This window comes from Cryobacterium sp. HLT2-28, from assembly GCF_004402495.1.
Lineage (GTDB): Bacteria > Actinomycetota > Actinomycetes > Actinomycetales > Microbacteriaceae > Cryobacterium > Cryobacterium mannosilyticum.
Genome location: NZ_SOFH01000018.1, coordinates 300,801 through 325,502, shown reverse-complemented (window position 1 = coordinate 325,502; position 24,702 = coordinate 300,801). Strand labels below are relative to the sequence as shown.

The 24,702-nt window shown below is 71.5% G+C and carries 18 protein-coding genes; 9 read left to right on the top strand and 9 right to left on the bottom strand.

Features of this window, described 5'->3' with window-relative positions; all coding sequences use genetic code 11:
* Positions 1–169: 169 nt before the first annotated feature.
* From E3O48_RS09120 to nudC, 4 genes are all read right to left on the bottom strand, one after another.
* Complete coding sequence (locus tag E3O48_RS09120; protein ID WP_134538173.1) at positions 170–730, bottom strand: GDSL-type esterase/lipase family protein; 561 nt, start codon at positions 728–730, stop codon at positions 170–172.
* A gap of 49 nt (positions 731–779) precedes the next feature.
* Positions 780–2,309: an SDR family oxidoreductase gene (locus E3O48_RS09115; RefSeq protein WP_134538171.1), complete on the bottom strand. Its 1,530-nt coding sequence runs from the start codon at positions 2,307–2,309 to the stop codon at positions 780–782.
* Positions 2,310–3,266: 957 nt separating this feature from the next.
* Entirely contained in the window at positions 3,267–4,982 is a 1,716-nt protein-coding gene (locus E3O48_RS09110; protein ID WP_134510639.1) for an ATP-dependent helicase, read from the bottom strand.
* Entirely contained in the window at positions 4,973–5,953 is a 981-nt protein-coding gene (nudC, locus tag E3O48_RS09105; protein ID WP_134538169.1) for an NAD(+) diphosphatase, read from the bottom strand. The genes E3O48_RS09110 and nudC overlap by 10 nt, the downstream gene beginning before the upstream one ends.
* A gap of 92 nt (positions 5,954–6,045) precedes the next feature.
* On the opposite strand from nudC, the gene E3O48_RS09100 reads away from it, so the two are divergent.
* Positions 6,046–7,287 (top strand): phosphotransferase, encoded by a 1,242-nt coding sequence (locus E3O48_RS09100; protein ID WP_134538167.1) that lies wholly within the window; start codon positions 6,046–6,048, stop codon positions 7,285–7,287.
* Here the strand turns inward: E3O48_RS09100 and E3O48_RS09095 are convergent.
* Positions 7,227–10,658 carry an ATP-dependent DNA helicase gene (locus E3O48_RS09095; protein ID WP_134538165.1) on the bottom strand — a complete coding sequence of 1,144 codons (3,432 nt, stop codon included), beginning with the start codon at positions 10,656–10,658 and terminating at the stop codon, positions 7,227–7,229. The genes E3O48_RS09100 and E3O48_RS09095 overlap by 61 nt on opposite strands.
* Positions 10,655–13,999 carry an ATP-dependent DNA helicase gene (locus E3O48_RS09090; protein ID WP_241982468.1) on the bottom strand — a complete coding sequence of 1,115 codons (3,345 nt, stop codon included), beginning with the start codon at positions 13,997–13,999 and terminating at the stop codon, positions 10,655–10,657. The genes E3O48_RS09095 and E3O48_RS09090 overlap by 4 nt, the downstream gene beginning before the upstream one ends.
* Positions 14,000–14,097: 98 nt before the next feature.
* Here E3O48_RS09090 and E3O48_RS09085 point away from each other — a divergent pair, with 98 nt between their 5' ends.
* Together E3O48_RS09085 and E3O48_RS09080 are read left to right on the top strand one after the other, a co-directional pair.
* A complete protein-coding gene (locus E3O48_RS09085) occupies positions 14,098–14,322 on the top strand; it encodes a DUF3107 domain-containing protein (RefSeq protein ID WP_134510634.1) in 225 nt (74 codons plus the stop codon).
* Between the two features lie 6 nt (positions 14,323–14,328).
* Positions 14,329–14,637, top strand: a complete 309-nt coding sequence (locus E3O48_RS09080) for a hypothetical protein (RefSeq protein WP_134538163.1) — start codon at positions 14,329–14,331, stop codon at positions 14,635–14,637.
* Positions 14,638–14,687: 50 nt separating this feature from the next.
* On the opposite strand, the gene E3O48_RS09075 is transcribed toward E3O48_RS09080, so the two are convergent.
* Positions 14,688–15,458 (bottom strand): ferritin-like fold-containing protein, encoded by a 771-nt coding sequence (locus E3O48_RS09075; protein WP_241982467.1) that lies wholly within the window; start codon positions 15,456–15,458, stop codon positions 14,688–14,690.
* Positions 15,459–15,620: 162 nt separating this feature from the next.
* Between E3O48_RS09075 and E3O48_RS09070 the strand changes: the two genes are divergently transcribed.
* On the top strand, positions 15,621–17,231 hold the full coding sequence (locus E3O48_RS09070; protein WP_134510632.1) for a DEAD/DEAH box helicase: 1,611 nt from the start codon (positions 15,621–15,623) through the stop codon (positions 17,229–17,231).
* A gap of 48 nt (positions 17,232–17,279) precedes the next feature.
* On the opposite strand, the gene E3O48_RS09065 is transcribed toward E3O48_RS09070, so the two are convergent.
* Entirely contained in the window at positions 17,280–18,149 is an 870-nt protein-coding gene (locus tag E3O48_RS09065) for a PHP domain-containing protein (protein ID WP_134538161.1), read from the bottom strand.
* A gap of 64 nt (positions 18,150–18,213) precedes the next feature.
* Here E3O48_RS09065 and E3O48_RS09060 point away from each other — a divergent pair, with 64 nt between their 5' ends.
* Both E3O48_RS09060 and E3O48_RS09055 read left to right on the top strand, forming a co-directional pair.
* Positions 18,214–19,260: an endonuclease/exonuclease/phosphatase family protein gene (locus E3O48_RS09060; protein ID WP_174774779.1), complete on the top strand. Its 1,047-nt coding sequence runs from the start codon at positions 18,214–18,216 to the stop codon at positions 19,258–19,260.
* A 55-nt stretch (positions 19,261–19,315) separates the two neighbouring features.
* Positions 19,316–20,857 carry an aminopeptidase P family protein gene (locus E3O48_RS09055; RefSeq protein ID WP_174774778.1) on the top strand — a complete coding sequence of 514 codons (1,542 nt, stop codon included), beginning with the start codon at positions 19,316–19,318 and terminating at the stop codon, positions 20,855–20,857.
* A gap of 116 nt (positions 20,858–20,973) precedes the next feature.
* On the opposite strand, the gene E3O48_RS09050 is transcribed toward E3O48_RS09055, so the two are convergent.
* Positions 20,974–21,552: a general stress protein gene (locus E3O48_RS09050; protein WP_134538157.1), complete on the bottom strand. Its 579-nt coding sequence runs from the start codon at positions 21,550–21,552 to the stop codon at positions 20,974–20,976.
* A gap of 54 nt (positions 21,553–21,606) precedes the next feature.
* On the opposite strand from E3O48_RS09050, the gene E3O48_RS09045 reads away from it, so the two are divergent.
* Genes E3O48_RS09045 through E3O48_RS09035 form a run of 3 tightly spaced genes read left to right on the top strand, consistent with a single transcriptional unit; the run spans position 21,607 to position 24,701 of the window.
* A complete protein-coding gene (locus tag E3O48_RS09045; protein WP_134538155.1) occupies positions 21,607–22,938 on the top strand; it encodes a magnesium transporter MgtE N-terminal domain-containing protein in 1,332 nt (443 codons plus the stop codon).
* Positions 22,925–23,539 carry a DUF1003 domain-containing protein gene (locus E3O48_RS09040; RefSeq protein ID WP_134510627.1) on the top strand — a complete coding sequence of 205 codons (615 nt, stop codon included), beginning with the start codon at positions 22,925–22,927 and terminating at the stop codon, positions 23,537–23,539. Before E3O48_RS09045 ends, E3O48_RS09040 begins: the two co-directional genes overlap by 14 nt.
* The gene (locus tag E3O48_RS09035) at positions 23,532–24,701 is read left to right on the top strand and encodes an Mrp/NBP35 family ATP-binding protein (RefSeq protein ID WP_241982466.1); all 1,170 of its coding nucleotides are present in this window, start codon (positions 23,532–23,534) and stop codon (positions 24,699–24,701) included. Before E3O48_RS09040 ends, E3O48_RS09035 begins: the two co-directional genes overlap by 8 nt.
* Position 24,702 lies beyond the last annotated feature (1 nt).

The following is a 24,702-nucleotide window of genomic DNA, read 5'->3' as shown; positions in this document are numbered from 1 at the left end:
CATGATCCGCGGCAAACCCCAGGTCAAGGCGCCAGCCTGGGCAGGAACCACCACCACCTGGCAGCCCGGCGCCACCCACCGCGCCCAGCAGGCCAGCCAAGCCCGCAGCTGAACCGGACCGGGGCTCGGGGTCGACAAGCTCGACCACCGGGGCTCGCCTGCGCGCGGGCTAGACGTGTTGGATGGGGATCGCCGTGCTCGACGGCGGCCTCTGGAACAGGAACTCGAGCGCCGGTTTGAGTTCGGCGACCCAGGCCGCGTAACCCTCGTCGCTGAGGTGCAGCCGGTCCGTCGTCAACGCGATCGCGAGCTCGCCGTCCGGCTCGGCCATCGACGGCCAGAGGTCGAGGAACTGGGCGTGCTGGGTGGGCGCGAACTGGCGGAGATGGCGATTGATCGAGCGGAGGAGATGGCTGTAGTCCCGCTCGCGCGGGGGGACCGAGACCACCAGGATCCGGGCACCCGGCAGGTGCTTGCGCAGCTCGACGATGATGGTCTCGAGGTTGCGCACGATGTACTCGTCCGAGCGCCGCCAGCCCAGGTCGTTCGTGCCCACCTGCAGCACGACGGCATCCGGTGCCGTCGCGACGACCTTCGGCAGCGAGGCGACCACCTCGTCGGTCGTATACCCGCTCACGGCGAGATTCTGCACCTCGTACTCGGGAAGCCACTCGTTCCAGCGTCCCGCGACGGTGAGGCCATCCCCCACGAACACCACAGTCTGCGACATAACGGCCTCCCTCACGTTCGTTAATCATGCCCCGGGCGGGGCAGTCGGCCTAGTGTTTTCCGGCCGGCAGTGAGGTGTCGACGGCGGCGGCCTCGGCGTCGACGGAGGCCTGCTTCGACGCCGCCGCGGCGGCCGTGATCCGGTTCGCCATGCCACTGAAGATGACACCGTGGAACGGCAGGATGGAGAACCAGTAGAGCCGGCCGCCGAGCCCGCGGGGGAAGAACACGGCCCGCTGGCGGTAGATCGAACCGCCGTCGGGCGCCGGTTCCACGGTCATCTCCAGCCAGGCCCGCCCGGGGACGCGCATCTCCGCCCGCAGCCGCAGGAACCGGCCGCGATCGATCTGCTCGACCCGCCAGAAGTCGAGCACGTCACCGGTGTGCAGGCGCTGCGGGTCCCGGCGGCCGCGCCGCAGTCCGACGCCGCCGACGATCTTGTCCATCCAGCCACGCACCGCCCACGCCAGCGGGAACGAGTACCAGCCGTTGTCGCCGCCGATGCTCTCGATGATGCGCCAGAGGTCGGCAGGTTTCGCCGCCGTGTGCTTCTCCCGCAGGTCGGTGTAGACGAGGTGGCCGGCCCAGTCGGGGTCACTCGGCAGGGGGTTGCTCGAGGCACCCTCGATCGACGCGTTGCGCCAGCTCGTCTCGACGTCACCGTCGCGCATCCGCCCGAGGGCGAGGCGCACGGCCCGTCGGTACCCGGTGAGGCCTCCGGGCGGGCGCGGGATGTACTGGTCGATGTCGCGCTCGTGCACGACGCAGTCGTTCTGGAGCGAGGCGATGATCGGCACGGCGAGGCTGCGCGGGATGGGGGTGACGAGGTTCACCCACTGCGAGGCGAGCCACGGTGTGAACACGGGCAGCGAAGCGATCGGTCGCTGGCGGAGGCCGGCCTCGAGAGCGTAGCCATTCATCATCTGGCCGTAGCGGAGCACGTCGGGGCCGCCGATGTCGAACGTTCGGTTGACGTCGGCGGGAAGGTCGGCGGCGGCCACCAGATAGTAGAGCACGTCGCGGACAGCGATCGGCTGGATGCGGTTGCGCACCCACTTGGGCGCCGGCATGTACGGCAGCACATCGGTGAGGTGCCGGATCATCTCGAACGAGGTCGACCCGGAGCCGATCACGACCCCGGCCTGCAGCGCGGCCGTCGGCACGCCGGAAGCGAGGAGGATCCGCCCCACCTCGGCCCGGGACCGGAGGTGCTGGGACAGCTCGGCGGTATCGGGGTGCAACCCGCCCAGGTACACGATCCGGGTGACCCCACCGGCGGCGGCGGCGTCGGCCACGTTCTGCGCGGCGACACGCTCGGTACGCTCGAAGTCGCCGCTGGTGCCCATCGAGTGCACGAGGTAGTACACGGTGTCGATCCCGGCGAGCGCCGCCCGCACTCCGGCTGCGTCGCCGAGGTCCCCTTGCACGATCCGGACCCGGTCCTTCCAGGGCACATCGGTCAGTTTCTGCGGCGACCGCACGAGCACGGTCACCTCGTTCCCGGCATCAATCAGCAGGGGAACAAGGCGCCCGCCGATGTATCCGGTGGCGCCGGTCACGAGAACTCTTCTGGCCGTCATGCGGCCAGCATAAGGGCGCAATCTGGGTTGGAGCCGAGGATCGGGCGGACCTGTGCACCGACCCGTGCCGGTCCAGGCGCGCCGGCCCGTCGACCCTGTGGATTACTCGCGCGGGCGGGCACGGACTCCGGCATCATCACCGCATGACTCTTCGCCTCAATCCCCGTTATCCCCTCGTCTGGCGCACCCCAGACACCATCCAGATCGGAATCGACCATCCCCTCGTCGTGATCTCCCAGGTCGGCGCCGGACTGGAGCATGTCCTCGCCGCCCTGGTCTCCGGGGTGCCGCACTCCGGTGCGATGATGCTCGGCCGGCGGGCCGGGACGCCCGAGGCCGCCACCCTGGCACTGCTGGAGTCCCTGCGACCTGCCCTCATCGTCACGGCCGAACGCGGGCCCTGGTCCACCGGCGCGGAGCCGGTCCCCGTCGCCGCGTCGCCGCGCTCCGCCGCCCTCGTCTGCGTCGACGGGGACGGCCCGACCGCGCTGCGGATCGGAGCGCTGCTGCGCGACCTCGGCCTGCTGGTCGTCGGCCCCGCCCACGAACCGGCCCGGCCGCACCGTGCAGCCGTGAATCCTGCCGCGCCGAACCCGCCCGCACTGGCGGTCATCATCGGCCACTACGCGCTCGAGCCGGCCCGGCACGGCCGCTGGCTGCGCGGGGACGTGCCGCACCTGCCGGTGGTCTTCAGCGACAGCGAGGTGCGCGTGGGACCGCTGGTGGAACCGGGGGTCGGCCCGTGCCTCTACTGCCTCGAGCTGGCCCACCTCGATTCCGACCCGGCCTGGCCCGCGATCGCCTGCCAACTCCTCACCCGCACCGCCCCCACCGAAACCCGCCGGCTGGGCATCGACGTCGCCGCGCGCGTCGCCGGCCTCGTGCAGGACCGGCTGGACACCGGCCGGTCGGGCCTGACCCGCACGTCACTGGTGCTCGATGTGACGACAGGGGCGATCAGGCGCCGCGAGCACCGGCCACACGAGCGGTGCGGATGCCGATCTCTGCCAGGAACCGTGACTGCTCGCGCGGGGAACGCTGCTGGTGGCCTGCCGCGGACCAGCTCAAGCCGAGCCGCCGACGTGCCCGGGTGATGCCCACGTACAACAGCCTCCGTTCCTCGTCGATCTGGTCGAAGCCGGCGGCGTAGCTGATCGGCACCAGCCCCTCTGACAGGCCGACCAGGAACACGGCGTCCCATTCGAGGCCCTTGGCCGAGTGCAGGGTGGCCAGGGTCACGGCCGACACCGTGGGCTCATGCTGCCCGGCCTGGCGTTCCATCAGCTCGTCCGTGAACTGGCGGAAGGTCGTGCCGGGGGCGGCCTGGTCGACAAGGCCCATGATCGCGTTCAGGGACTCCCACCGGTCGCGCACCGCCCCCGCGGCGTCGGGTGCCCTCTGGCTCCAGCCGAGGGAGCGCAGCACATCGCTGACCGACTTGAACAGGGGTTCGCCGATGATCGACACGGATGCCGCGCGCAGCTGCATCACCGCCTGCTTCACCTCGGCGAGGTCGAAGAACCGTTTCGACCCGCGGATCTGGTAGTTCACGCCGATGTCGCCGAGCGCGGTCTCCAGCGCCGCCGCCTGCACGTTCATCCGGTAGAGCACGGCGATGTTCTCCGGGCGGGTTCCGCCCTCGATCAGGTCGAGGATGCTCTGCGCCACTCCCCTGGCCTCCGCCATGTCGTTCGGGTACTCGCGCACGATCGGCACGACACCCTCCTCGCTGGCGTGGGCGTGCAGGGTGAGGGCGCCCGCCCGGCCGCGCATCAGCTGGTTCGCCGCGGCCACGATCGAGGCCGTCGACCGGTAGTTCTGCTCGAGCCGCACGACCGTCGCATCCTCCCACCGCTTCGGGAAGTTGAGCAGGTAGTCGCTGCGGGCCCCGGCGAAGGAGTAGATGGTCTGGCTGGCGTCGCCGACGACGCAGAGGTCTCGGCGTTCGCCCAGCCAGAGGGTGAGCAGGTCGTGCTGCAGGGGCGACACGTCCTGGTATTCGTCGACGATGAAGAACCGATACTGCTCCCGCACCTGCAGGGCGACCGACGGTTCCGCCTCGATCATGCCGGCCATGGCGAGCAGCACGTCCTCGAAGTCGATCTGCTTGCGCTCGTCCTTGAGCCGCTCGTAGCTCTCCTGCATGGCCATCACCTGGTCGACGTCGAGGCGCCCGGGCAGGCTGCGCCTGGCGATGCCCGCGCCATACTGCTCGATGCTCAGCCCGCTGGTCTTGCGCCACTCGATCTCGGCGGCGAGGTCGCGCAGGGTGGCCGTGTCCAGTTTCAGCTTCAGGGTTTCCGCGGCGTGTCCGAGCAGCCGGCCCTTGCCGTCGAGGATGCGGGGCGCCTGACCGCCGACGACGTGCGGCCAGAAGTAGTTGAGCTGGGACAGTGCTGCGGCGTGGAAGGTGCGCGCGGCGACCCCGCCGGCGCCGAGCTGGCGCAGCCGGCCGCGCAGTTCCGCGGCGGCGCGGGCGGTGAAGGTGAGGGCCATCACCCGGTCGGGCGCGTAGGCGCCGGTCAGCACGCCGTAGGCGATCCGGTGGGTGATCGCCCGGGTCTTCCCTGTGCCCGCGCCGGCAAGCATGCAGACGGGCCCGACGAGGGCCTCGGCGGCGACTCTCTGCTGGTCGTCGAGGCCGGCCAGGAGCTCGTCGCCGGTCAGCGCCATCCGTGCACCTGGTCCGGTCCGAAGTCGATCGGTTCGCCCAGCCAGGCTTCGATGATCGCCCGGGCGATCGACGAGCGTCCCGGCAGGATGATGCTCGCCCCCGACGCGCGGAGTTCGTCGCGGCTGAACCAGCGCAGGTCGAGGATCTCCTCCCCGTCGGGCAGCAGCCCGCCCGGCGACTGCCCGTCGGCGAGCCTGGCGGTGAAGCCGAACATGATCGAGGCCGGGAACGGCCAGGGCTGGGAACCCAGGTAGACCGGGTCGGTGACCCGGAGCCCGGATTCCTCGAACATCTCCCGGATCACCGCGGCTTCGAGCGACTCGCCCGGTTCGACGAAGCCGGCCAGCAGAGAATACCGGTTGTTCTCCCAGAGCGCGTTCGAGCCGAGCAGGATGCGGTCGTCGGCGTCGGTGATCAGCACGATCACCGCGGGGTCGGTGCGCGGGAAGACCTGGCCGCCGTCCACGGGGCAGAGCCGGCTCCAGCCGGCGGACTCGACCGTGGTCGCGGCGCCGCAGCGCGGGCAGTGCGGGTGCGAGACATGCCAGTTGGCCAGGCCGAGGGCCTCGGTGAAGAGGCCGGCGTCACGGTCGGACAGCTCGGTGGCCAGGGTGCGCAGCGACGCCCACGCCTCCGGGCGCGGTTCGAGCGCGTGCGCGGCCTCGTCGCCGAGCACGGCGGCCACCAGCCGGGTGCCCACCGGTTCGGCGGCGTCCTCGGCCAGCGACCGGCCGAGGTAGACCCGAACGGTCGGCTCCGGCACCGTCTGCGGCTCGAGCAGGAGAATCCGCGGGGCGTCAGCGCTGCCGGCGGCGGGCGCCAGCAGCACGGAGCCGCGCCAGAGCACAAGCACGCGGGTGCCGGCATCCGCCCACAACTCGTCGAACAGTCCCGGCCGTGACCGGGTCTCATGGTCGCGGTCGACCGCGTGACGGGACAGCGGCAACCGGGCCGTGAACGAGAACGACATGGTGACCCCTTCGGGCTCTGGCGTGACAGCCGAGTAGGTGTGGGGCGTGGCGGACAACCGCGCCGGGGGGAAGTCGACCTAACCTAGTAGGCATGGCCAGATCCCACCTCACTCTAGCCGCGCTGGCCACCTCCGCTGTCCCGGGCCTCGACGTGGTCCAGGCTCGGCTGCACGGGTCCAGCGCGCGCACCCCAGGCGCCCACGGCGCCTTCGACTCTGCCCTGCTCATCGACAGCGACGGCCGCACGCTGATCATCCGCGTGCCGGCCAGCCAGGCCGCCGAGACCGAGCAATCCGCCGATCTCGTGGCGCTGCGCGCGCTGACGACCGGCACCCGAAGCCGGCTGCCGTTCGACGTGCCCGAGTTCGTCGGCCAGGCTCCGCTCAGCGGCACCCGCGCGATCGTCTATGAGCTGCTGCCCGGCGATTCCTTCGACGCGGATGCCCTGACCGGCCACGCGGGGGTGTCCGGTTCGATCGGGCGTGCCATCGCCGCGATCCACGGCCTGCCGACGGCGTTCGTCGGCACCGCCGGTCTCCCCCAGCAGAGCGCGGAGGAGTGCCGCACGTCCACGATCGAGCTGATCGACCGCGCCGCGGCGACCGGCTACCTTCCCGCGGCGCTGCTCCGCCGGTGGGAGCTGGCCACCGACGACGACTCGCTCTGGCAGTTCGCCCCCTGCGTCGTGCACGGGTCGATGTCGGCCGAGTCGTTCCTGATCAGCGACGATGCCGTCTCCGGCGTGCTCGGCTGGTCGGCGCTCAGCGTCGGCGACCCGGCCCGCGACCTGAACTGGCTACTGGCGTCGCGCGGCGCGGCCGGCGAGACGGCCGTCGCGTCGTACGCCGCCGCTCGCCAGGGCAACGACCCCCGGATCACCCAGCGCGCCATGCTCTACGCCGAACTGGAGCTGGCCCGCTGGCTGCTGCACGGCACCGACACCCGCAACCAGTCGATCGTCGACGACGCCGTGGCCATGCTCGACGGCCTGGTCGACAGCGTGCACACGAACACCATGCATCCGTTGTCGCCGAAGACCGGGCCCATCCTCGACGTCACCGACGTGGAGAATATGCTCGCCGCCACGCCGCGCGGCATTCCCCGCCGCGACCTGGGCTCGTCGATGCACACGGATGCCTACAACCTCTCCGAGTTCGGGCCGAGCGAGTTCGACGATGACTCTGCCGGCTCGGCCGACTCCGTCGGCGGGGCCGCGTCGGACACCACGGCCGGCCCGTTCGCGGACGACGCGACCGGGCCGATCGGCACGGTTCAGATCGACGCCGGGCCGGCGACCGACGACCAGGCCGCGACCAGGTCCTCCTCCGAGTAGAGCCGGTCGGGGGCGACGACCGTGTCGTCGGCGACGAAGTAGAACACGGCGTCGACGATGGCCGGGTCGATGCCCTTCCAGCGCGCGTAGGCCAGGCGGTAGAGCGCAAGCTGGGTCTGCTTGAGCTCCAGGTCCGCCGCATTCTTCGGCGCCCGGCCGGTTTTCCAGTCCACGACCTGGTAGCCCGTGTCGGTGCGGTACACGGCGTCGAGCTTGCAGACGAAGACCTGCCCGGCGAGCACGTGGTGGATCTCGATCTCCACCTCCTCGGGCGCGAGGCTGCCCCACGGGGAGCGTTCGAAGGTGCGTTGCAGCCGTTCGAGTTGCGCCTGTTCGAGCGGCTGGTCCTGGTCGAGGTCCAGGTCGAACGCGTCGGGGTCCAGGTCGCCGAGGTCGAGCTCACCCAGGTCCGCGTCGATGACGTCCCCGGCGCTGGCGCCGCCGGCACGGCGCTCCACCCAGGAGTGGAACAGGGTGCCCAGCCGGGTGGCCCGGTACGGGCGCTCGGGCATCGGGCGGCGCAGGCGGGCCAGGGTGCCGGCCGGGTCGTCGACGAAGTCCTTGAACCGTGAGGCCGAGATGCGGGTGGGCAGCGGCATCAGGCCGGAGCCGGCCAGGCGCTGCGCCCGTTCCTCGAGCAGCAGGGTCACGGGGTGCGACCAGCGGGTCGCCAGGTCGGTGCCCGCCTCGGCTGCCTCCGCGGCCCGGTCGACCCGGGCGGCCGCAGCCTCGACGACGGCACGCCTGGTGCCGAGTGGATCGAACGGCCACCGTTCCGCCTGGTCGAGGCCGGCGTCGGGCTTCTCCGACGCGTCGCTGACCAGCGGGACCGGGCCGATCAGGCCTGCGGCGGCGAGCTCCAACAGGTAGCGACTCGGTTTGCGCATGGTGCTGCCGCTGCCCCAGAACGACCCGGTGAGCAGTAGCTCGCGCTGGGCCCTGGTGGTCGCGACGTAGATCAGCCGGCGTTCCTCATCGTCGTGGCGGGCGGCGAGCTGCTCCTTGTAGGCCGTGAATTCCAGGTCGAACGACAGCTGGGTCTCGTGCCCGTGCCAGTGCAGCTCGGGGAGTTCTGCGCGGTCGCCGCGGAACGGGTAGGGCAGTTCGCCGAAGCGCAGCCAGCCTGCGCCCTCCCGGGTCTGGGCCGGCAGGCTCTTCTCGGTGAGGTTGGGGATGGCGACGTAGTCCCATTCGAGTCCCTTGGCGCCGTGCACGGTGAGCAGTTGCACGGTTCCCTTCTCCGACGGCTCGACCCGGGGGCCCAGGTCGTCGGCACGTTCCGCGCGCGCCAGCCAGCGCAGGAAGCCGGCCAGGCTGCCGATCTCGTCGCTGGCGAGGAACGCGGACACGGTGTCATGGAAGGCGTACAGGTTGGCCAGTCCCAGGCCGTTCGCCTCGTTGGCGATCAGTTCGACGTCGAGCAGGGTCTCCTGTTCGATCAGCCGCACGAAGTCGAGCAGGGGCAGGCCGGCCCGGGAGCGGAGCCAGGCGAGCTGGCGGCCGGCGGCGCGCAGCCGGGCCAGGCCCGGCTCGCTGAAACCGGCGAGCTGCCCGTGCCGGTCGGGCGCCGCCGCCACGAAGTCGAGGGCGTCGACGAGGGAGGCACCCTCGTCGACGGCGACGGATGCCCGCATCCTGGCCTTGAGTTCGTCGGTGACCGCCTGCTGGGCCCAGTCGTGGGCGGCCAGCCAGCGCGCCACCGCGGCGAGCTGCTGCAGGTCGCGCGGGCCCACCCGGTAGCGGCCGCCGCTGAGCAGCCGCACGAGTTCGCTGCCGGACGCCGGGTCGGCCACGACGCGCAGCACGCTGACGACATCGGTGACCTCGGGCGTGGACAGCAGCCCGCCGAGGCCGAGCACGTGCGCGCGCACCCCGTTCTCCCGCAGCACCTCCGCGAAGAACTCCATCTCCCGGCGGGCCCGGAACAGCATGGCCCCGGAGTGGTCCCCGCCCGGGGCGAGCCGTTGGGCGAACCAGCGGGCGAGCGTGCGGGCCTCCTCGGCGATGGTCTCGCTCATCCAGGCCTCGACCGTGCCGGTCTCCTTGCCGGCCGGCACCTTGAGCGTGTCCACCTGGATGCCGTCGGGCCGGGCTCGCAGCGCGTCGCTCAGCGGCGCCACGAGCGCGTTGGCCGCGCCCAGCACCGTCACCGGGTTGCGCCAGGTGTAGGAGAGCGACATCGACGGGGCCTCGGCGTTGGAGAGGCCCGCGAAGCTCTGCGAGAAGCCGAGCAGGTTGGCGGAACTGGCCCCGCGCCAGCCGTAGATGGACTGGTGCGGGTCGCCGACGGCCATCACCGGATGACGCGCGAACAGGGTGTGCAGCAGCTCGGTCTGCAGCACGGAGGTGTCCTGGTATTCGTCGAGCAGCACCACCCGGTACTGGTCGCGGTAGCGGGTGACGACCTTCTCCACCTTCTGGCAGACCTGCAGCGCGAGCGCCACCTGGTCGGAGAACTCGATCAGTCCGAGCCGGCGTTTTTCGCTGCAGTACCGTTCGGCCAGTTCGAACAGCACCGGCAGCGGCCCGACGGCGGCCAGCGACTCGTCGACCGAGGCGTAGGGGATCTTCTTGCGCGGGTTGCCGAAGGGCAGGTCGCGCAGGTAGGCGAAACCGTCGGCCAGTCCGGCCAGGTCGTGGCCGGCGGCCGGCCGGCCCGGGATGACCGGGGGCGGGTTTTCGGCGAGGGCCCGGCTGAACGCGAGCACGGCATCCGTCACCGCGTCGACGCTCTTGCCGAACGGGACGAGCCGGTGGTCGCCGTGTTCGACCACGACCCGCCGGGCGAGCAGCCACGCGCTGGTCTCGCTGAGCAGCACCGATTCGGGTTCCCGGCCGAGGAGCAGGGCGTTGTCGGTGAACAGGCGGCTGGCGAACGAGTTGTAGGTGGAGACGGTGGGGCTGTTGAACAGGTCGGTGGAGTCTGTTGGCGGCGAGTCTGTCGGCGGCGAGTCTGTCGGCGGCGAGTCGGCGGGCGGCCCGTCGGGCCCGGCCGGTTCGCCCCGCGGCAGCAGGCCCTTCGCGTCGAGCTGGTCGATCCGCTTGCCGATCCGTTCGGCCAGTTCGCCGGCCGCCTTGCGGGTGAAGGTGAGGCCGAGGATCTGGTCGGGCCTGGCGTGCCCGTTGGCGAGCAGCCAAAGCACCCGGTTCGCCATCGTCTCGGTCTTGCCGCTGCCCGCGCCCGCCACGACGAGGGTGGGGGCGAGCGGGGCCTCGATCACGGCCTGCTGCTCGACGGTCGGCGGGAACATCTCCAGCGCTTCGGCGATCTGGACGGCCGAGATCCGGGTGACCGGGGCTGTGGCGGCGGGGCTCCAGGCGGCGGGGTTCCGGGCGGCGGGTTTCTGCGCGGCGGAAAGGGGTGCGTTCATGAGCTGACCTGCTTGATGACGTGGATTCGGCAGGACCCGTGCGAGCGCGGGTCGAGGCAGTGGGAACTGATTTCGGCGACGAAGGTGGCCGCGCCCATCCCTGCGGCGTCCTCACCGACCCGGCGGCGGAAGGCGCCCAGCTCGTCGGGGGTGAAGGCCGGCTGGGTCGGGTTGCGGTAGTTCTGCTTGACCGTGCCGGAGGAGACGATCACCAGGCGCGCGCCGGCCAGCGGAGTGCCGGGCGGGATGCCGTCGATGGCGCCCTCGGTGAAGGCCAGCTGGTAGGCGCCGAGCTGCGGATGCTCCGCCACGCCGGCGTCGCTGATGGGGTCGCCGCGGCCGGTCTTCAGGTCGACGATCACGGCCCGCCCGTCGCGGAGCCGTTCCACCCGGTCGACCGTGCCGGAGAGCACCGCGCCGTCCACGTCGAGCGCGAAGGTGCCCTCGGCGCTGAGCAGGGCACCGCCGGTGTGCTCGAAGTCGAGCAGGTACGAGGCGAGCCGGTCGGTGAGCACCCGCGCCTCGACCTTCTGCAGCCGTGACTGCCAGTCGGCGTCGAAGTGCAGTTCGTTCCAGCGGGCGTCGACGGCCTGCCAGAGGGCGTCGGGGCTGCGGTCGGTGGATTCCTCCAGCACCTTGTGGATGATCGTGCCGAGGTTGGCGGCGGTGTTCGACGTGCCGCCGCCGACCTGCCCGATCGCCCAGTGCAGCGGACAGGTTTCGAACGCGGCCATCCGGGACGGCGAGACCCGCACCGGCCCGTCGCCGGCCTCCGGGTCGTTGAGCGGGCGCACGGTGCTCGGATCGGTGAGGCCGTACCACTCGCCGGGGGCCGCACCGGCCACCCCCTCCCGGGCGAGCCGGGCGAGGGTGGCCGCCGCCTCCGTTGCCCGGTCCGTGGCCTCGTCGCCGGGCCCGGAAACGCCGCCGAACCGGGTGAGGTCGCGGCGGAGCCGGCCGACCAGGCCGCGCAGCGACAACGGGTAGCGGCTGGCGTCGCCGGAGTCGAGGTCGCCGGTCGAAACGGCGTCCGGCAGCAGCCGCAGGAACACCGACGGCTCGTTGTCCTCATTGTCGACGGCGGTGACGAGCAGCTCGGTGCGGGCGCGGCTGGCGGACTGGGCGAACATCCGCAGTTCGTCGTGCAGCACGGCGGTGCGCTCCCCGCCCGGCTGCGGCACGAGGCCGGCGGCGAGCGCCGCCAGGTCGCCGGCGCCCAGCAGCGAGCCGCGGATGCGCAGGTCGGGCCAGACGTTCGCCTGCACCCCGGCGATGACGACGAGGTCGAAATCGCGGCCGATCAGTCCGCTCGGGGTGGAGACGACGACCGCGTCGCCGAGCGCGCGCGGAGCCAGGGTGTCCTCGGGCACGTCGGTGTCGACGAGGTGTTCGAGGAATAAGACCGGCGGGGCGGCCGGGGTGCGCTCCACGTAGCGCTGGGCGGCGGAGAACAGCGCGACCACGGCGTCGAGGTTGTGGTTGGCCTCGTCGGCCACGATGCCGGTGCCGGCGGCCTGGTCGTGCCATTCCCTGGCCAGGCCGCTGCGCTGCCAGAGTCCCCAGAGGAGTTCCTCGATCGTGGCGCCGGCGTCGTATTCGACGGCCGCCGCGCGCAGGCTTTCGCCGCAGCTCGCCGCCCGGCGGGCGGTGCGGTTGTCGATTCCGCCCAGCAGCCCGGGGTCGGCCAGGGCGTCGACGAGCAGTTCGTCCGCGCTGCGCGGGCCGCCTGCGGGCAGGTCGTCCCGGCTGAGTTCCTGTTGGCTGAGTTCTTGTTGGCTGAGTTCTTGTTTGCGCAGGTCCTGTTGGCGCAGGTCCTCTTGGCGCAGGTCCTGTTGGCGCAGTGCCGCTTTGAGACGGCGCAGCGTGATCGGGTCGAGGCCGCCGAGCGGGCCGCGGAGCAGGTCGACTGCCGTCGTGGCGTCGAGGGTCTTGCGTCCCAGGGTGATCTCGAGGGCGAGAATGAACGCACGCACCGCGTATTCGTCGCGCAGCGCGGTCTGCGCGCTCGACACCTGGGTCGGCACCTCGAGCGCGGCGAGGCCGCGGGAAAGCGACGGCACCAGGGAGCCGCTGCGAGCGATGACCGCCATCCGGCCCCACGGGATGCCGCCGAGCAGGTGCCTTTCGCGGAGGCGGCGGGCGACGACCGCGAGCTGATCGGCCGGGCTGGTCGCGAGGATCGCCTGCACGGCGGGCGCGTCGGGCTCCTCCCCTGCCGCCGCGACGCCCGGGACGGCCGCTGCGCGCTGGATGCCGGCGGCCGCGGCGCCGATCCGATGGCTGATCCCGCGCACCACCTGGCGGATAGCGTCGCCGTGCCGGTAGACCGTGCCGAGGACCAGGGTGGTCACCGGGATGCCGCCCAGGTAGGTCGAGAGCCGGCCGAGGGCATCCGGGTGGGCGCCGTGGAAGGACCCGGTGCTGATGTCGGGGTCGCCGACGGCGACGATGGCCACCCCGCGGGCCGCGAACTGGCGGATCAGGGTCAGGACGCCCTGGGTGAGCTCCTGGGCGTCGTCGAGCACGATCAGGCGCAGCCCGGCGAGCGCGCCGATCGCGGCGGCCCCGGCAGGTCCGGCCGGGGCCTCCGCCACCACGGCGGCGGCGAACTGCGCCAGCTCGGTCGAGTCGTACTGGCCGGGCCTGGATTGGTCCTTCACGTCTTCGTAGCCGCGGATGAACTCGGCGGCGGCCACCCACTCCGGCCGGTCGTTGCTGCGGCCGAGCCCGGCCAGGGCGTCCGCGGTCACGCCGTATTCGACGGCGCGCATCATCAGGTCGCGCAGCTCCGTGCGGAAACCGCGCAGGGCGCGCACGTCGGCGCCCAGGGTGGCCGACCAGTCGGGGCCGGACCGGTCCAGCCGGTGACCCTCGAGGAGCTCGGCGATGATCTGGTCCTGCTCGCCACCGGTGAGCAGGGTCGGGGCGGGGCCGCCGGCGCGGGCCACGGCGTCCCGCACGATCTGGAACGCCACCGAATTGGCGGTCCGGGCGAGAGGGCCGTTGGTGGGCACCCCCAGCCGCAGGGCGAGACGGTCACGCAGGGCGGTGGCCCCGGTGCGGGTGGGCACCAGCACGAGCACCTCGCTCGGCGAGTAGCCGCGCTGCAGCACCCGGTCGGCGACGAGTTCGACCAGGGCCGTGGTCTTGCCGGTGCCCGGCGCGCCGATCACGGCCGCCGAGACGCCGTCGGCGAGGGAGACCACGGCGCGCTGCACCTCGTCGAGGCCGACCGGGTTCGGCCCGGATTCCCGGCTGAACGGGCCGGACCCGGCCGGGTTCGCGGCTCCATCGGCGGCGGAATCGGTGTCGGTGCGCTGCGCGAATCCCAGGGTTGTCACGTTTTCAAAGCTAGCCGGTTGCGCCGACAGTGAACGATGTCGGGAGGGTGGGTCGTTCTGTCGTAATCTGGGCGCTTAGGCAACGAAAGGCGCATCTGGTGGATATCCGCATTGGCATCTTCAACTCTCCCCGGGAGATTGGCTTCGAGACCTCGCAGCCCGCGAACGAGATCGAGGAAACGGTCGCTGCCGCCCTCGCCGGGCAGACCGGTTACCTCAAGCTCTCCGACAGCAAGGGCCGGGTCTACATCGTCCCCACGATCGGGCTGGCGTATGTCGAGCTGGGCGCCGAGACCTCCCGCCGCGTCGGTTTCGTGGCCTAACCAGCCATGGAGCTCCTCTTCGTCGCCCTGGGCGGCACGCTGCTCGGGCTCGCGGCCCGATATCTGCTGCCCGGGCGGCACAGTCACGGTTCCGTGCTGGTGCCGGCCGTCGGCACGGCCGTCGCGTCGGTCGCCTGGGTGGCGCTGACCTGGCTCGGCTGGGCGTGGGACGGCGGCTGGATCTGGTGGGTGTCCCTCGGCCTCGCCGCGCTCGCATCCGTTGCCGCCGACCTCCAGCTGGGCCGCTCGCGCTCGCAGGGCGACCGGCGGATGCTGCACACGCTGATGAAGACCGGGCACCCCGGGCACGCCTGACCCTGTTCGGGCACGCCTGACCCTGTTCGGCGACCGCTCGGTGTCGCCGGTCAGGCGGTGAGGCCGAGCCCGTCCATCCGGCGCGTGTGCGCCGCGATGAGTTCGGTGAAGACGGGTTCGATCTGCGCCTCGCCGTGAGCGGATGCCGGGCCGTGAGCGGGCATCGTGCCGTGAGCAAGCACCGACGCACCGTCCGCCGGCACGGCGGCCGGGATCGCCGACCGCGCCACGAGCAGGGTGTCGCCGACCAGGCGGCGCCCCCAGAGGGCCAGGTGCGAGCCGAGTCCGGGGCTGACGTCGATGGCGGCCTTCAGATGCTTCACGAGCACGTCGGTGCCCGCGCCCTGGCCGAGCAGGTGCGCGACCCTCGGGCCGACGTCGCCGGGCAATCCGTCGGACAGCCGGATGAAGAAGTCGTCGAGCAGGCCGCCAGCCAGGTAGCAGCTGAGCAGCAGCTCGTGCCAGTCCGCCCCCATGGTCTTCGCCCGGAAGCCGTCGAGGGCGGGCACGAACGGCGCCATCACCTCGGAGGGTTCCCCGCCGCGCCGGCGGATCTCGGCGACGAGACCCTGGTGCTTGGCGAGCGCCCGGCCTGCGGCCGCGCTCAGCCCCTCCTTGGAGTCAAGGTCGGGGGCGAGCCTGATCGCCTGGGCGAGGTTCTCGAACATTCCCAGTTCGAAATATGCCGCCTGGCCGAGGTAGGGAAGCAACTCGGGGGTCAGGTCGGCGATGTCCACCTTGGTGGTCGACAGACGTGCTCCCCTGGTCGACGGACGAGGGATCTCCACACGCTTGGCGCGCCGATCGAGCCACGAGATCACACGCCCAGCATAGGACAGTGCGGGTCCCCGCGGAGCGCCTCATCAAGTTCACAGGGGTCGCCCGGTAAGGTTGGACCACGCCATCGGCATGGATCGGTGGCCGGTGCCCGAGGCAGAAAACGGGCGCATTCAACGCATCCAGCTAATGACAGGCAAACATTCGTGACTTTCTCCGAACTTAATATCGACCAGGACATGGTCCAGGCCCTCGCCGATAAAGGCATCCTCGAGCCCTTCCCCATCCAGGTCCAGACCATCCCCCTCGCCCTCAGCGGCCAGGACATCATCGGCCAGGCCAAGACGGGAACCGGGAAGACCTTCGGCTTCGGCCTCCCGCTGATCCAGCGCCTCGGCCTCAACCCCGCACCGGGAGTGCAGGCGCTCGTCGTCGTGCCGACCCGCGAGCTGTGCGTGCAGGTCAGCGAAGACCTCGAACTCGCCGCCCGCAACCGCGACACGAAGATCGTCTCCATTTACGGCGGCAAGGCCTACGAGGGCCAGATCGAACAGCTCAAGGCCGGCGCCCAGATCGTGGTCGGCACCCCCGGCCGTCTGCTCGACCTTGCCAGCCAACGCCTGCTCAGCCTCGCCAACGTGAGCGAGATGGTGCTCGACGAGGCCGACAAGATGCTCGACCTCGGCTTCCTCGCCGACATCGAGAAGCTGTTCTCGCAGACCCCCTCGACCCGCCACACGATGCTGTTCTCGGCGACGATGCCCGGCCCGATCGTGGCCCTCGCCCGCCGGTTCATGAACCGGCCGATCCACATCCGGGCGAGCGACCCCGACGAGGGCCTGATGCAGGCTAACATCGAGCACCTCGTCTACCGCGCGCACAACATGGACAAGGACGAGGTGATCGGCCGGATCCTGATGGCCGAGGGCCGCGGCAAGACCGTGATCTTCACCCGCACCAAGCGCGCCGCCGCCAAACTCGTCGAGGAACTCGGCGACCGCGGCTTCAACGCCACCGCCGTGCACGGCGACCTCAACCAGGAACAGCGCGAACGCGCGATGGCCGCGTTCAAGGCCGGCAAGAAGGACATCCTGATCGCTACGGATGTCGCCGCTCGCGGCATCGACGTCGAGGACGTCACCCACGTGATCAACCACACCATCCCCGAGGACGAGAAGGCGTACCTGCACCGCGTCGGCCGCACCGGGCGCGCGGGCAAGACCGGCATCGCCGTCACCTTCGTCGACTGGGACGACATGCACAAGTGGACGCTGATCAACAACGCGCTCGACTTCGGCACGCCCGTGCCGATGGAGACGTATTCCTCGTCGCCCCACCTCTTCACCGACCTGAACATCCCGACCGGGTCGAAGGGTCGCCTCCGCGCGTCGCCGGTCCGCGAGGCGCCGGCCGGTGCCGGCCGTTCCGACTCGGGTCGCTCCGGCTCCGGCCGGTCGGACTCGGGCCGTTCGGGCTCCGGTCGCTCCGACTCCGGACGTTCGGGCGCCGGCCGCTCCGATTCCGGCCGCTCCGGCTCGGGTCGCCCGGCATCCGTCGGCGCCGGCGTCAGTGCCGGTGCGAGCGCCGGTGCGAGCGCCGGTGCGAGCTCCGGTGCGGGTGACCAGGGCGGCGACCGCGCCGGTCGCGGACGCAACCGCACCCGGGTCGGCCAGTCCACGAACCCGGATGCCCCGGCCGCCACCCCCGCGGCCGGCACCCACGACGGCGGCGGCGCCGAGCACCACGACGGCAACAGCGCCCCGCGGCGTCGCAGCCGCACCCGCCGCAGCGCACCGCAGTCCGGCACCGCCAGCTGAACCGCCGGGTCGAGCCCGTCCCCGGTGGACGAGTTCGACCCCGGCGGGCTAACCGAAGACCGGCTCCGAGCCGGTGCCCTGGGCGATCAACGCCTCCAGCACCTCCGGCGCCGTCGTGTTCTCCCCCAGCCGGTTGGGCTTGCCCGCGCCGTGGTAGTCGCTCGAGCCCGTGACGAACAGACCGTACTTCGCGGCGAGCTCGTAGAGCCGGGCCTTCGCGGCCGGCTTGTTCTCCCGGTGCTCCAGCTCCAGCCCGAACAGTCCGGCCTCGACGAGCCGTTTCAGCCGGGCCTCCGGGATCACGTCCTGGACGCCCCGGGTCGCCGGATGCGCGATGACCGGAACTCCCCCGGCCGCGCGCACCAGCTCGATCGCGCGCAGCGGGTCCGGAGCGTAGTGCGGCTGGTAGTAACCCGCATCCCAGTGCAGGATCCCGGCGAACGCCTCGCTCCGGGTGAGCGCGAGGCCGCGCGCCACCAGGGCGTCGGCGATGTGCGGACGGCCGACGGTCGCATCCGGGGTGGTCTGGGCGAGCACGTCCTCCCAGGTCAGCGCGTAGTCTGCCCCGATCCTCTCCACCATCTGTTCGGCGCGCACGAGTCGGGCCTGTCGCACCCGGGAGGTCTCGGCGACGATGCCGGCGTCGGACGGGTCGAACAGGTAGGCGAGCAGGTGCACGCTGGCGAAGAAAACCCTGGTGCTGAATTCCATTCCGGGAATGAGGGTGATCCCCATCGTGCGCGCCGTCGCCGCCGCCTCGAACCAGCCCGCGGTCGAGTCGTGATCGGTCAGGGCCATCGTGCCGATCCCCGCATCGGCCGCGGCCCGCACGAGCTGGGCCGGGGTCTCGGTGCCGTCGGACACGCTCGAGTGGGTGTGCAGGTCGATGGGACCCCTGAATCGCCGTTCGCCTGCCATTCCCCCATGCTAGTTGGGCCGGGCAGAGGCGTCGCCCAGCCGGGTCGCCTAGCATGGTCACTCCATGCTGCCCAGAATCCTCACCGCCCTCGTCCTCGGCGGCTCCGCCCTCGCGTTGTTCGCCGTCGGCTGGCCGCAGTCGTTCGGCCTGCAGAACAGCTGGGTCTTCGCCCACGCCGTCTCCCTGCGCGGACTGGGCGTGGCCGTCGCCGCTGCCGGAATGGTCGTGCTGGCCCTGCTCGCCGCGATCCGGCCGCTGCGACGCCTGGCCGGGTCCCTCGCCGTGCTGCTGCTCCTCTTCGGGGTCGGCAACGCCGCCGTGCTTGCCGCCAGAGGGATCGGCGTGCAGCCGGCGTCGGCGGCCGAGCGGCCCCCGGCATCCGCCGGCACCACCGGCGACGTCACCGTGCTCAGCTGGAACACCCTCGGTGACGAACCGGGGGCGGCGGCGATCGCCCGGCTCGCGATCGACCGCGGCGCCGACATCGTCACCCTCCCGGAGACGACCGAGGCCACCGGAGTGAAGGTCGCCGAGGCGATGCGGGAGGCCGGACGGCCGATGTGGGTGCACACCATCGCGTTCGACCTGGTCTCCAAGGCACGGTCGACCACCCTGCTGATCAGCCCCGACCTCGGTGATTACACCGTGAGCAGCGCCGCGGGTTCCGGCCCTCCCGGCAACACCAATGTGCTTCCGACCGTCGTCGCCCGGCCCGTCGATGCCTCCAGGCCCACCATCATCGCGGTGCACGCCGTCGCCCCGATCAACTGGGAGATGTCGAACTGGCGCTCGGACCTCGACTGGCTGGCCCGCCAGTGCACGGCTGAGAATGTGATCATGGCCGGGGACTTCAACTCCACGGTCGACCATATGTCCGGACGGGAATCTTCCGGCTCGGCCGTGCTCGGTGACTGCCGGGACGCGGCGCTGGCCGCCGGGTCCGGGGCGGTGGGCACCTGGCCGACGTTCGTTCCTCCCCTGCTCGGCAGCCCGATCGACCATGTGCTCTCGACGCCGAACTGGCAGACCGACAGCATGAGCGTGATCGAGTCAGAGGATGCCGCGGGCAGCGATCACCGCCCGATCGTCGCGACCCTTTCGCCCCGCTGACCTCCCCCCGGACAGCCCACAGCGCGCGCCCGGCCGGGAATGGGACAATGGGCGCATGGCCAACCCCAACGAATCCGCGATCACCCCTGCCCCCCGATCGAACGAGAACCGGTCCACGACGCCCGGGTCGGCCGGTTTCAAGGCCTATATCTCCAGTTCCTGGGCCGAGCGCACCGCCGAACCGCCGCCCGCCCGGGAGCAGGCCCCGTTCGCGGCCGCCCGCCGGGCCAGGCTCTCCGCGATGTACCCGGGAACCCGGCTGATCATCCCGGCCGGCCGGCTCAAGCAGCGCTCCAACGACACCGACTACGCGTTCCGCGCGCATTCCGCCTTCGCGCACCTCACCGGCTGGGGCAGCGACTCCGAGCCGGGCGCCGTGCTGGTCCTCGAACCGACCGAGACCGGCCACGACGCCACGCTCTACTTCCGGGAGCGCGCCGGGCGCGACTCCGACGAGTTCTACGCCAACCCCGACATCGGCGAGTTCTGGATCGGCCCGCGCCCGTCGATCGCCCAGGTCGCCGCCGACCTCGCCCTGCGGGTGCGCGGCATCGCCGGCCTGTCCGCCGTGCTCGAGGCCGTGGACAGCGAGACCGTCGTCGTGCGCGAGGCGGACCCGTTCTTCACCGACGAGGTCGACGAGGCCCGGCTGCGTTTCGCCGCCGAGAAGGTGCTCACCACCAACGCGTCAGACTCCCCGTTCAGCCTGGAGATCAACGCCGAGCACGAACCCGACGACCACTTCGCCCGGGACCTCTCCGAGTTGCGCCTGGTCAAGGATTCCTACGAGATCGCCCAGATGCGCCTCGCCGTGGCGGCCACCGCGCACGGCTTCGACGACGTCATCCGCGACCTTCCCCGGTCCAGCTCCCACCTCCGCGGCGAACGCCTCGTCGAGGGTGTGTTCAACACCCGTGCCCGCTCCGACGGCAACGCGGTCGGCTATGACACCATCGCGGCGTCCGGTGCCCACGCCTGCATCCTGCACTGGACCCGCAACGACGGGCCGGTCACCCCGGGTGACCTGATCCTGCTCGACGCCGGGGTCGAGGTCGACAGCTACTACACGGCCGACATCACCCGCACCCTCCCGGTCGACGGCACGTTCACGCCCGTGCAGCGCATGGTCTACGACGCCGTGCGCGAGGCAGCGGATGCCGCGTTCGCCGTCGCCCGGCCCGGCGCGGTGTTCCGCGATGTGCACGCCGCGGCCATGGTCGTGATCGCCCGTCGCACCGCGGAGTGGGGCATGCTGCCTGTCTCCGCCGAGGAGGCGCTGCTGCCCGACAACGGCCACCACCGCCGCTACATGGTCCACGGCACCAGCCACCACCTCGGTCTCGACGTGCACGACTGCGCCCAGGCGCGCCGCGACATGTACATGGACGGCGTCATCGAACCCGGCATGGTGTTCACGATCGAGCCCGGACTGTACTTCCAGCCCGACGACCTCACCGTGCCGGCCGAGTTCCGCGGCATCGGCGTGCGGATCGAAGACGACATCCTGATCACCGTCGACGGCCCCGAGAACCTGTCCGCGGGCATCCCGCGCACCTCGGCCGACGTCGAGGCCTGGATCGCCGCCCTCACCGTCTGAGGACCGCCCTCCTCACCGCCCCGCCCCGGTCAGAAATGTTGCCGGTGCGGACAACTGCTGCCGGTGTGCGGGCCACAACTGTCCGCCCCGGCAACAGTTGCCGAAGGGCGGGAGCGTCAGACCTCCGGGGCCGGCGGGGTCACCGGGTCGGCGCTGCGCGGGGGCTCCGACGGATGCGGCGCGGCCGGCGCCTCGGCGCCTGCCTCGGCGTGCCCGGCGAGCAGGTTGCGTCCCCGGTTGACCAGCGCCGCATCCACGATCACCTGGTAGTTGCTCGCGATGACCTGCATGGTCGAGGTGAAGTCGCGGCGGCGGCGGTTGAGCGCGTAGCTGACGACCCCGAACAGCATGCCGAATCCGGCGCCGATCAGCACCGCGGCGAGCACGAACGGCAGGCCGGCACCGGCGGGCGAGAAGATGAAGAAGAGCAGCCCGAAGAAGACCCCGAGCCAGGCGCCGGAGGCCGCCCCGGCGAGCGCGACCCGACCCCAGGTGAGCTTGCCGGTCACCCGCTCGACGCTTTTCAGGTCGTTTCCGACGATGGAAAGCTTCTTGACCGGGAAGTCCGCCTTCGCGAGCGTGTCCACCGCGGCCTGCGCCTCGAAGTAGGTTTCGTACGTCGCGAGCACCTCGCCCTTGGGCAGAACGGGGAAGAGTGCGGGGCCTCGGGCGCCGAAGGGGCTCTGGTTGCTCATGCCGCCATTCTCCCACAGCACCGTTATCCCCTGAAGGTAGCCTAGATTTGTACTGTGAGTGCCACCAGAGTCTTCGTTGCCCGTTTGGCCGGGTGTACCGTCTTCGACCCCGCGGGCGACCGCGTCGGCAAGGTTCGCGACGTGTTGGTGGTCTACCGAAAAAACGACCCGCCCCTCGTGGTCGGCCTGATCGTGGAGATCCCGGGCAAACGACGCGTGTTCGTGTCGATAAGCCGGGTGACCAGCATCGGCTCCGGCCAGATCATCACCACCGGCCTGATCAACGTGCGCCGGTTCGAGCAGCGCGGCGGCGAGGTGCGGGTGATCGCCGAGATGCTCGGCCGTACCGTGGTCTTCAACGACGGCTCCGGCGAGGCCACCGTCGAGGACGTCTCGATCGAGGAGTCCGCCCAGGGCGGCTGGGCGATCAGCCAGCTCTTCGTGCGCCGGCCCAAGACGAGCCTGTCCCTGTTCGCGAAGGGCGCCACGGCGTTCGCCGCCTGGGGTGAGGTGCGCGAGCACGCCACGGTCGGCCAGGCCCAGTCCGCCGAGCAGCTCATCGCCACCTACTCCGACCTCAAGCCCGCCGACCTCGCCAACACCCTGCTCGACCTGCCGCAGGAGCGCATGTATGAGGTGGCAGGGGAACTGCCCGACGGCCGTCTCGCCGACGTGCTTGAGGAGATGCCCGAGCGCGAGCAGGTGGGCATCCTCACCCGGCTCGGCGACGCCCGCGCGGCCGACGTGCTCGATCACATGCAGCCCGACGACGCCGCCGACCTGATCGCGCAGCTGCCGGAGGAGCACGGCGAGCAGCTGCTCGACCTGATGGAGCCGGAGGAGGCCGACGATGTGCGCTTCCTGCTCACCTACGCCCCCGACACCGCCGGCGGCCTGATGACGACGGAGCCGATCATCGTCTCCGCCGACGCCACGGTCGCCGAGGGCCTCGCCCTGATCCGCCGCCACGACCTGGCCCCCGCCCTCGGCGCGGCGATCTGCGTGACCCTGCCACCCTACGAGCCGCCGACCGGCCGCTTCCTGGGCATGGTGCACTTCCAGCGGATGCTGCGCTACCCGCCCCACGAACGCCTGGGCACGCTGCTCGATCAGGGTCTCGACCCCGTCACCGCGGACACCTCGGCCGCGGAGGTCACCCGCATCCTCGCCAGCTACGACCTCGTCTCCGTGCCGGTCGTCGACGACAACCACCGACTCGTCGGGGTGGTGACGATTGACGATGTCCTCGACTATCTGTTGCCCGACGACTGGCGAAGTCACGACGGGAACGACGACGTGCGCCGCCGGGCCGCGGCCCGCACCGAACTGAGCACGGGAAGCATCCCGCTGAGCCACGGACGGAGGACCGGCAATGGCCCGAGCTAACCGATCGGATCTCCGTCTCGACTCGCCCAAGGGCCTCCGCACGGCCGCCCTGGGCCGAAAGCGCACCCGCGACCGCAACCGACCGAGCAGCGACCGGTTCGGCCGGTTCACCGAGGCCATCGCCCGGGGCATGGGCACCCCGTGGTTCCTGCTCGGCCTGACCTTCTTCGCCGTCGGCTGGATCGCCTGGAACACACTGGCTCCCGCGGCCTGGCGCTTCGACTCGGTGTCGCTCGGCTTCATCGCACTGACTCTGGTCCTGTCGATGCAGGCGTCCTACGCGGCGCCGATGATCCTGCTCGCGCAGAACCGGCAGGACGACCGCGACCGGGTGCAGTTCGAGCAGGACCGGCAGCGCGCCGAACGCAACCTGGCCGACACCGAATACCTCGCCCGCGAGGTCGTCGCGCTGCGCCTGGGTATGAAGGACCTGGCCTCCAGGGACTTCCTCCGCGCGGAGTTGCGGTCGCTGCTCGAGAACCTCGAGGAACGCGAAGACCAGGACAAGCGCGAACGCAAGCGCGCCCGCAAGGGTGAGCGCGACCACGACCACGACCCGGTGTCCGAACGCCGCCGTGAGGAGCGTCCCCGGAGTGAGTGACGCCCAGCGCACCCGCGACGGGGTGCTCGCCGCCCTCGTCCGGGTGATCGACCCCGAGATCCGCCGCCCGATCACCGAGCTCGACATGGTCGCGGGGGTCGAGGTGGATGCCGCCGGCCACACCACGGTCGGCCTCCGGCTGACCATCGCCGGCTGCCCGGCGGCACGGCAGATCGAGCGCGACGTGCGTGAGGCGGCCGAGTCCGTCGCCGGGCCCGGCCGGGTGAGCGTGGACGTCACCGTGATGACCCGCGAGCAGCGCCGCGCCATGACCGAGAAGCTTCGCGGCGGCCAGGGCGCGCGCACCAGCCAGTTCGGGCCTGACTCGCTGACCCGGGTCTACGCCATCACCAGCGGCAAGGGCGGCGTCGGCAAGTCCACGATCACCGCGAACCTCGCCGTCGCGCTCGCGGCGCGGGGACTCCGGGTCGGCGTCGTCGACGCGGATGTCTACGGGTTCTCCATCCCCGGGCTGCTCGGCCTGGTCGGGCCGCCGGCTCCCGGCAGCGAGAAGGGCACCGCGGTCAAGCCCACCCAGGTCGGCGACATGATCCTGCCGCCGATCGCCTTCGACGTGAAGGTCATCTCGATCGGCATGTTCGTCGACGACTCCTCCGTGGCCGTCGCCTGGCGCGGCCCGATGCTGCACCGCACGATCAACCAGTTCCTCACCGAGGTGTACTTCGGCGACCTCGACATCCTGCTGCTCGACCTGCCGCCGGGCACCGGCGACGTGGCCATCTCGGTCGGCCAGCTGCTCCCCCAGGCCGACGTCATCGTCGTCACCACCCCGCAGCCGGCCGCCGCCGACATCGCCGAACGCAGCGGCGTGGTGGCCAGGCAGACCGGGCAGACGATCTACGGCGTGATCGAGAACATGGCCGGGATCGTGCAGCCCGACGGCACCGTCCTGGACATCTTCGGCTCCGGCGGCGGCGCCGAGGTGGCCCGCCGGCTCGGCGCGGGCCAGGAGTCCCCCGTGCCGCTGCTCGCCCAGGTGCCGCTCAGCGTGCCGTTGCGCAGCGGCGGCGACACCGGGCTGCCGGTCGTGCTGGGCGATCCGCTCGACCCGGCGGCCATCGCCATCCAGGCCGTCGCCGACCGGCTCGCCACCCGCGCCCGCGGGTTGTCCGGCCGCAGCCTGGGCATCTCCCCGAGGTAGC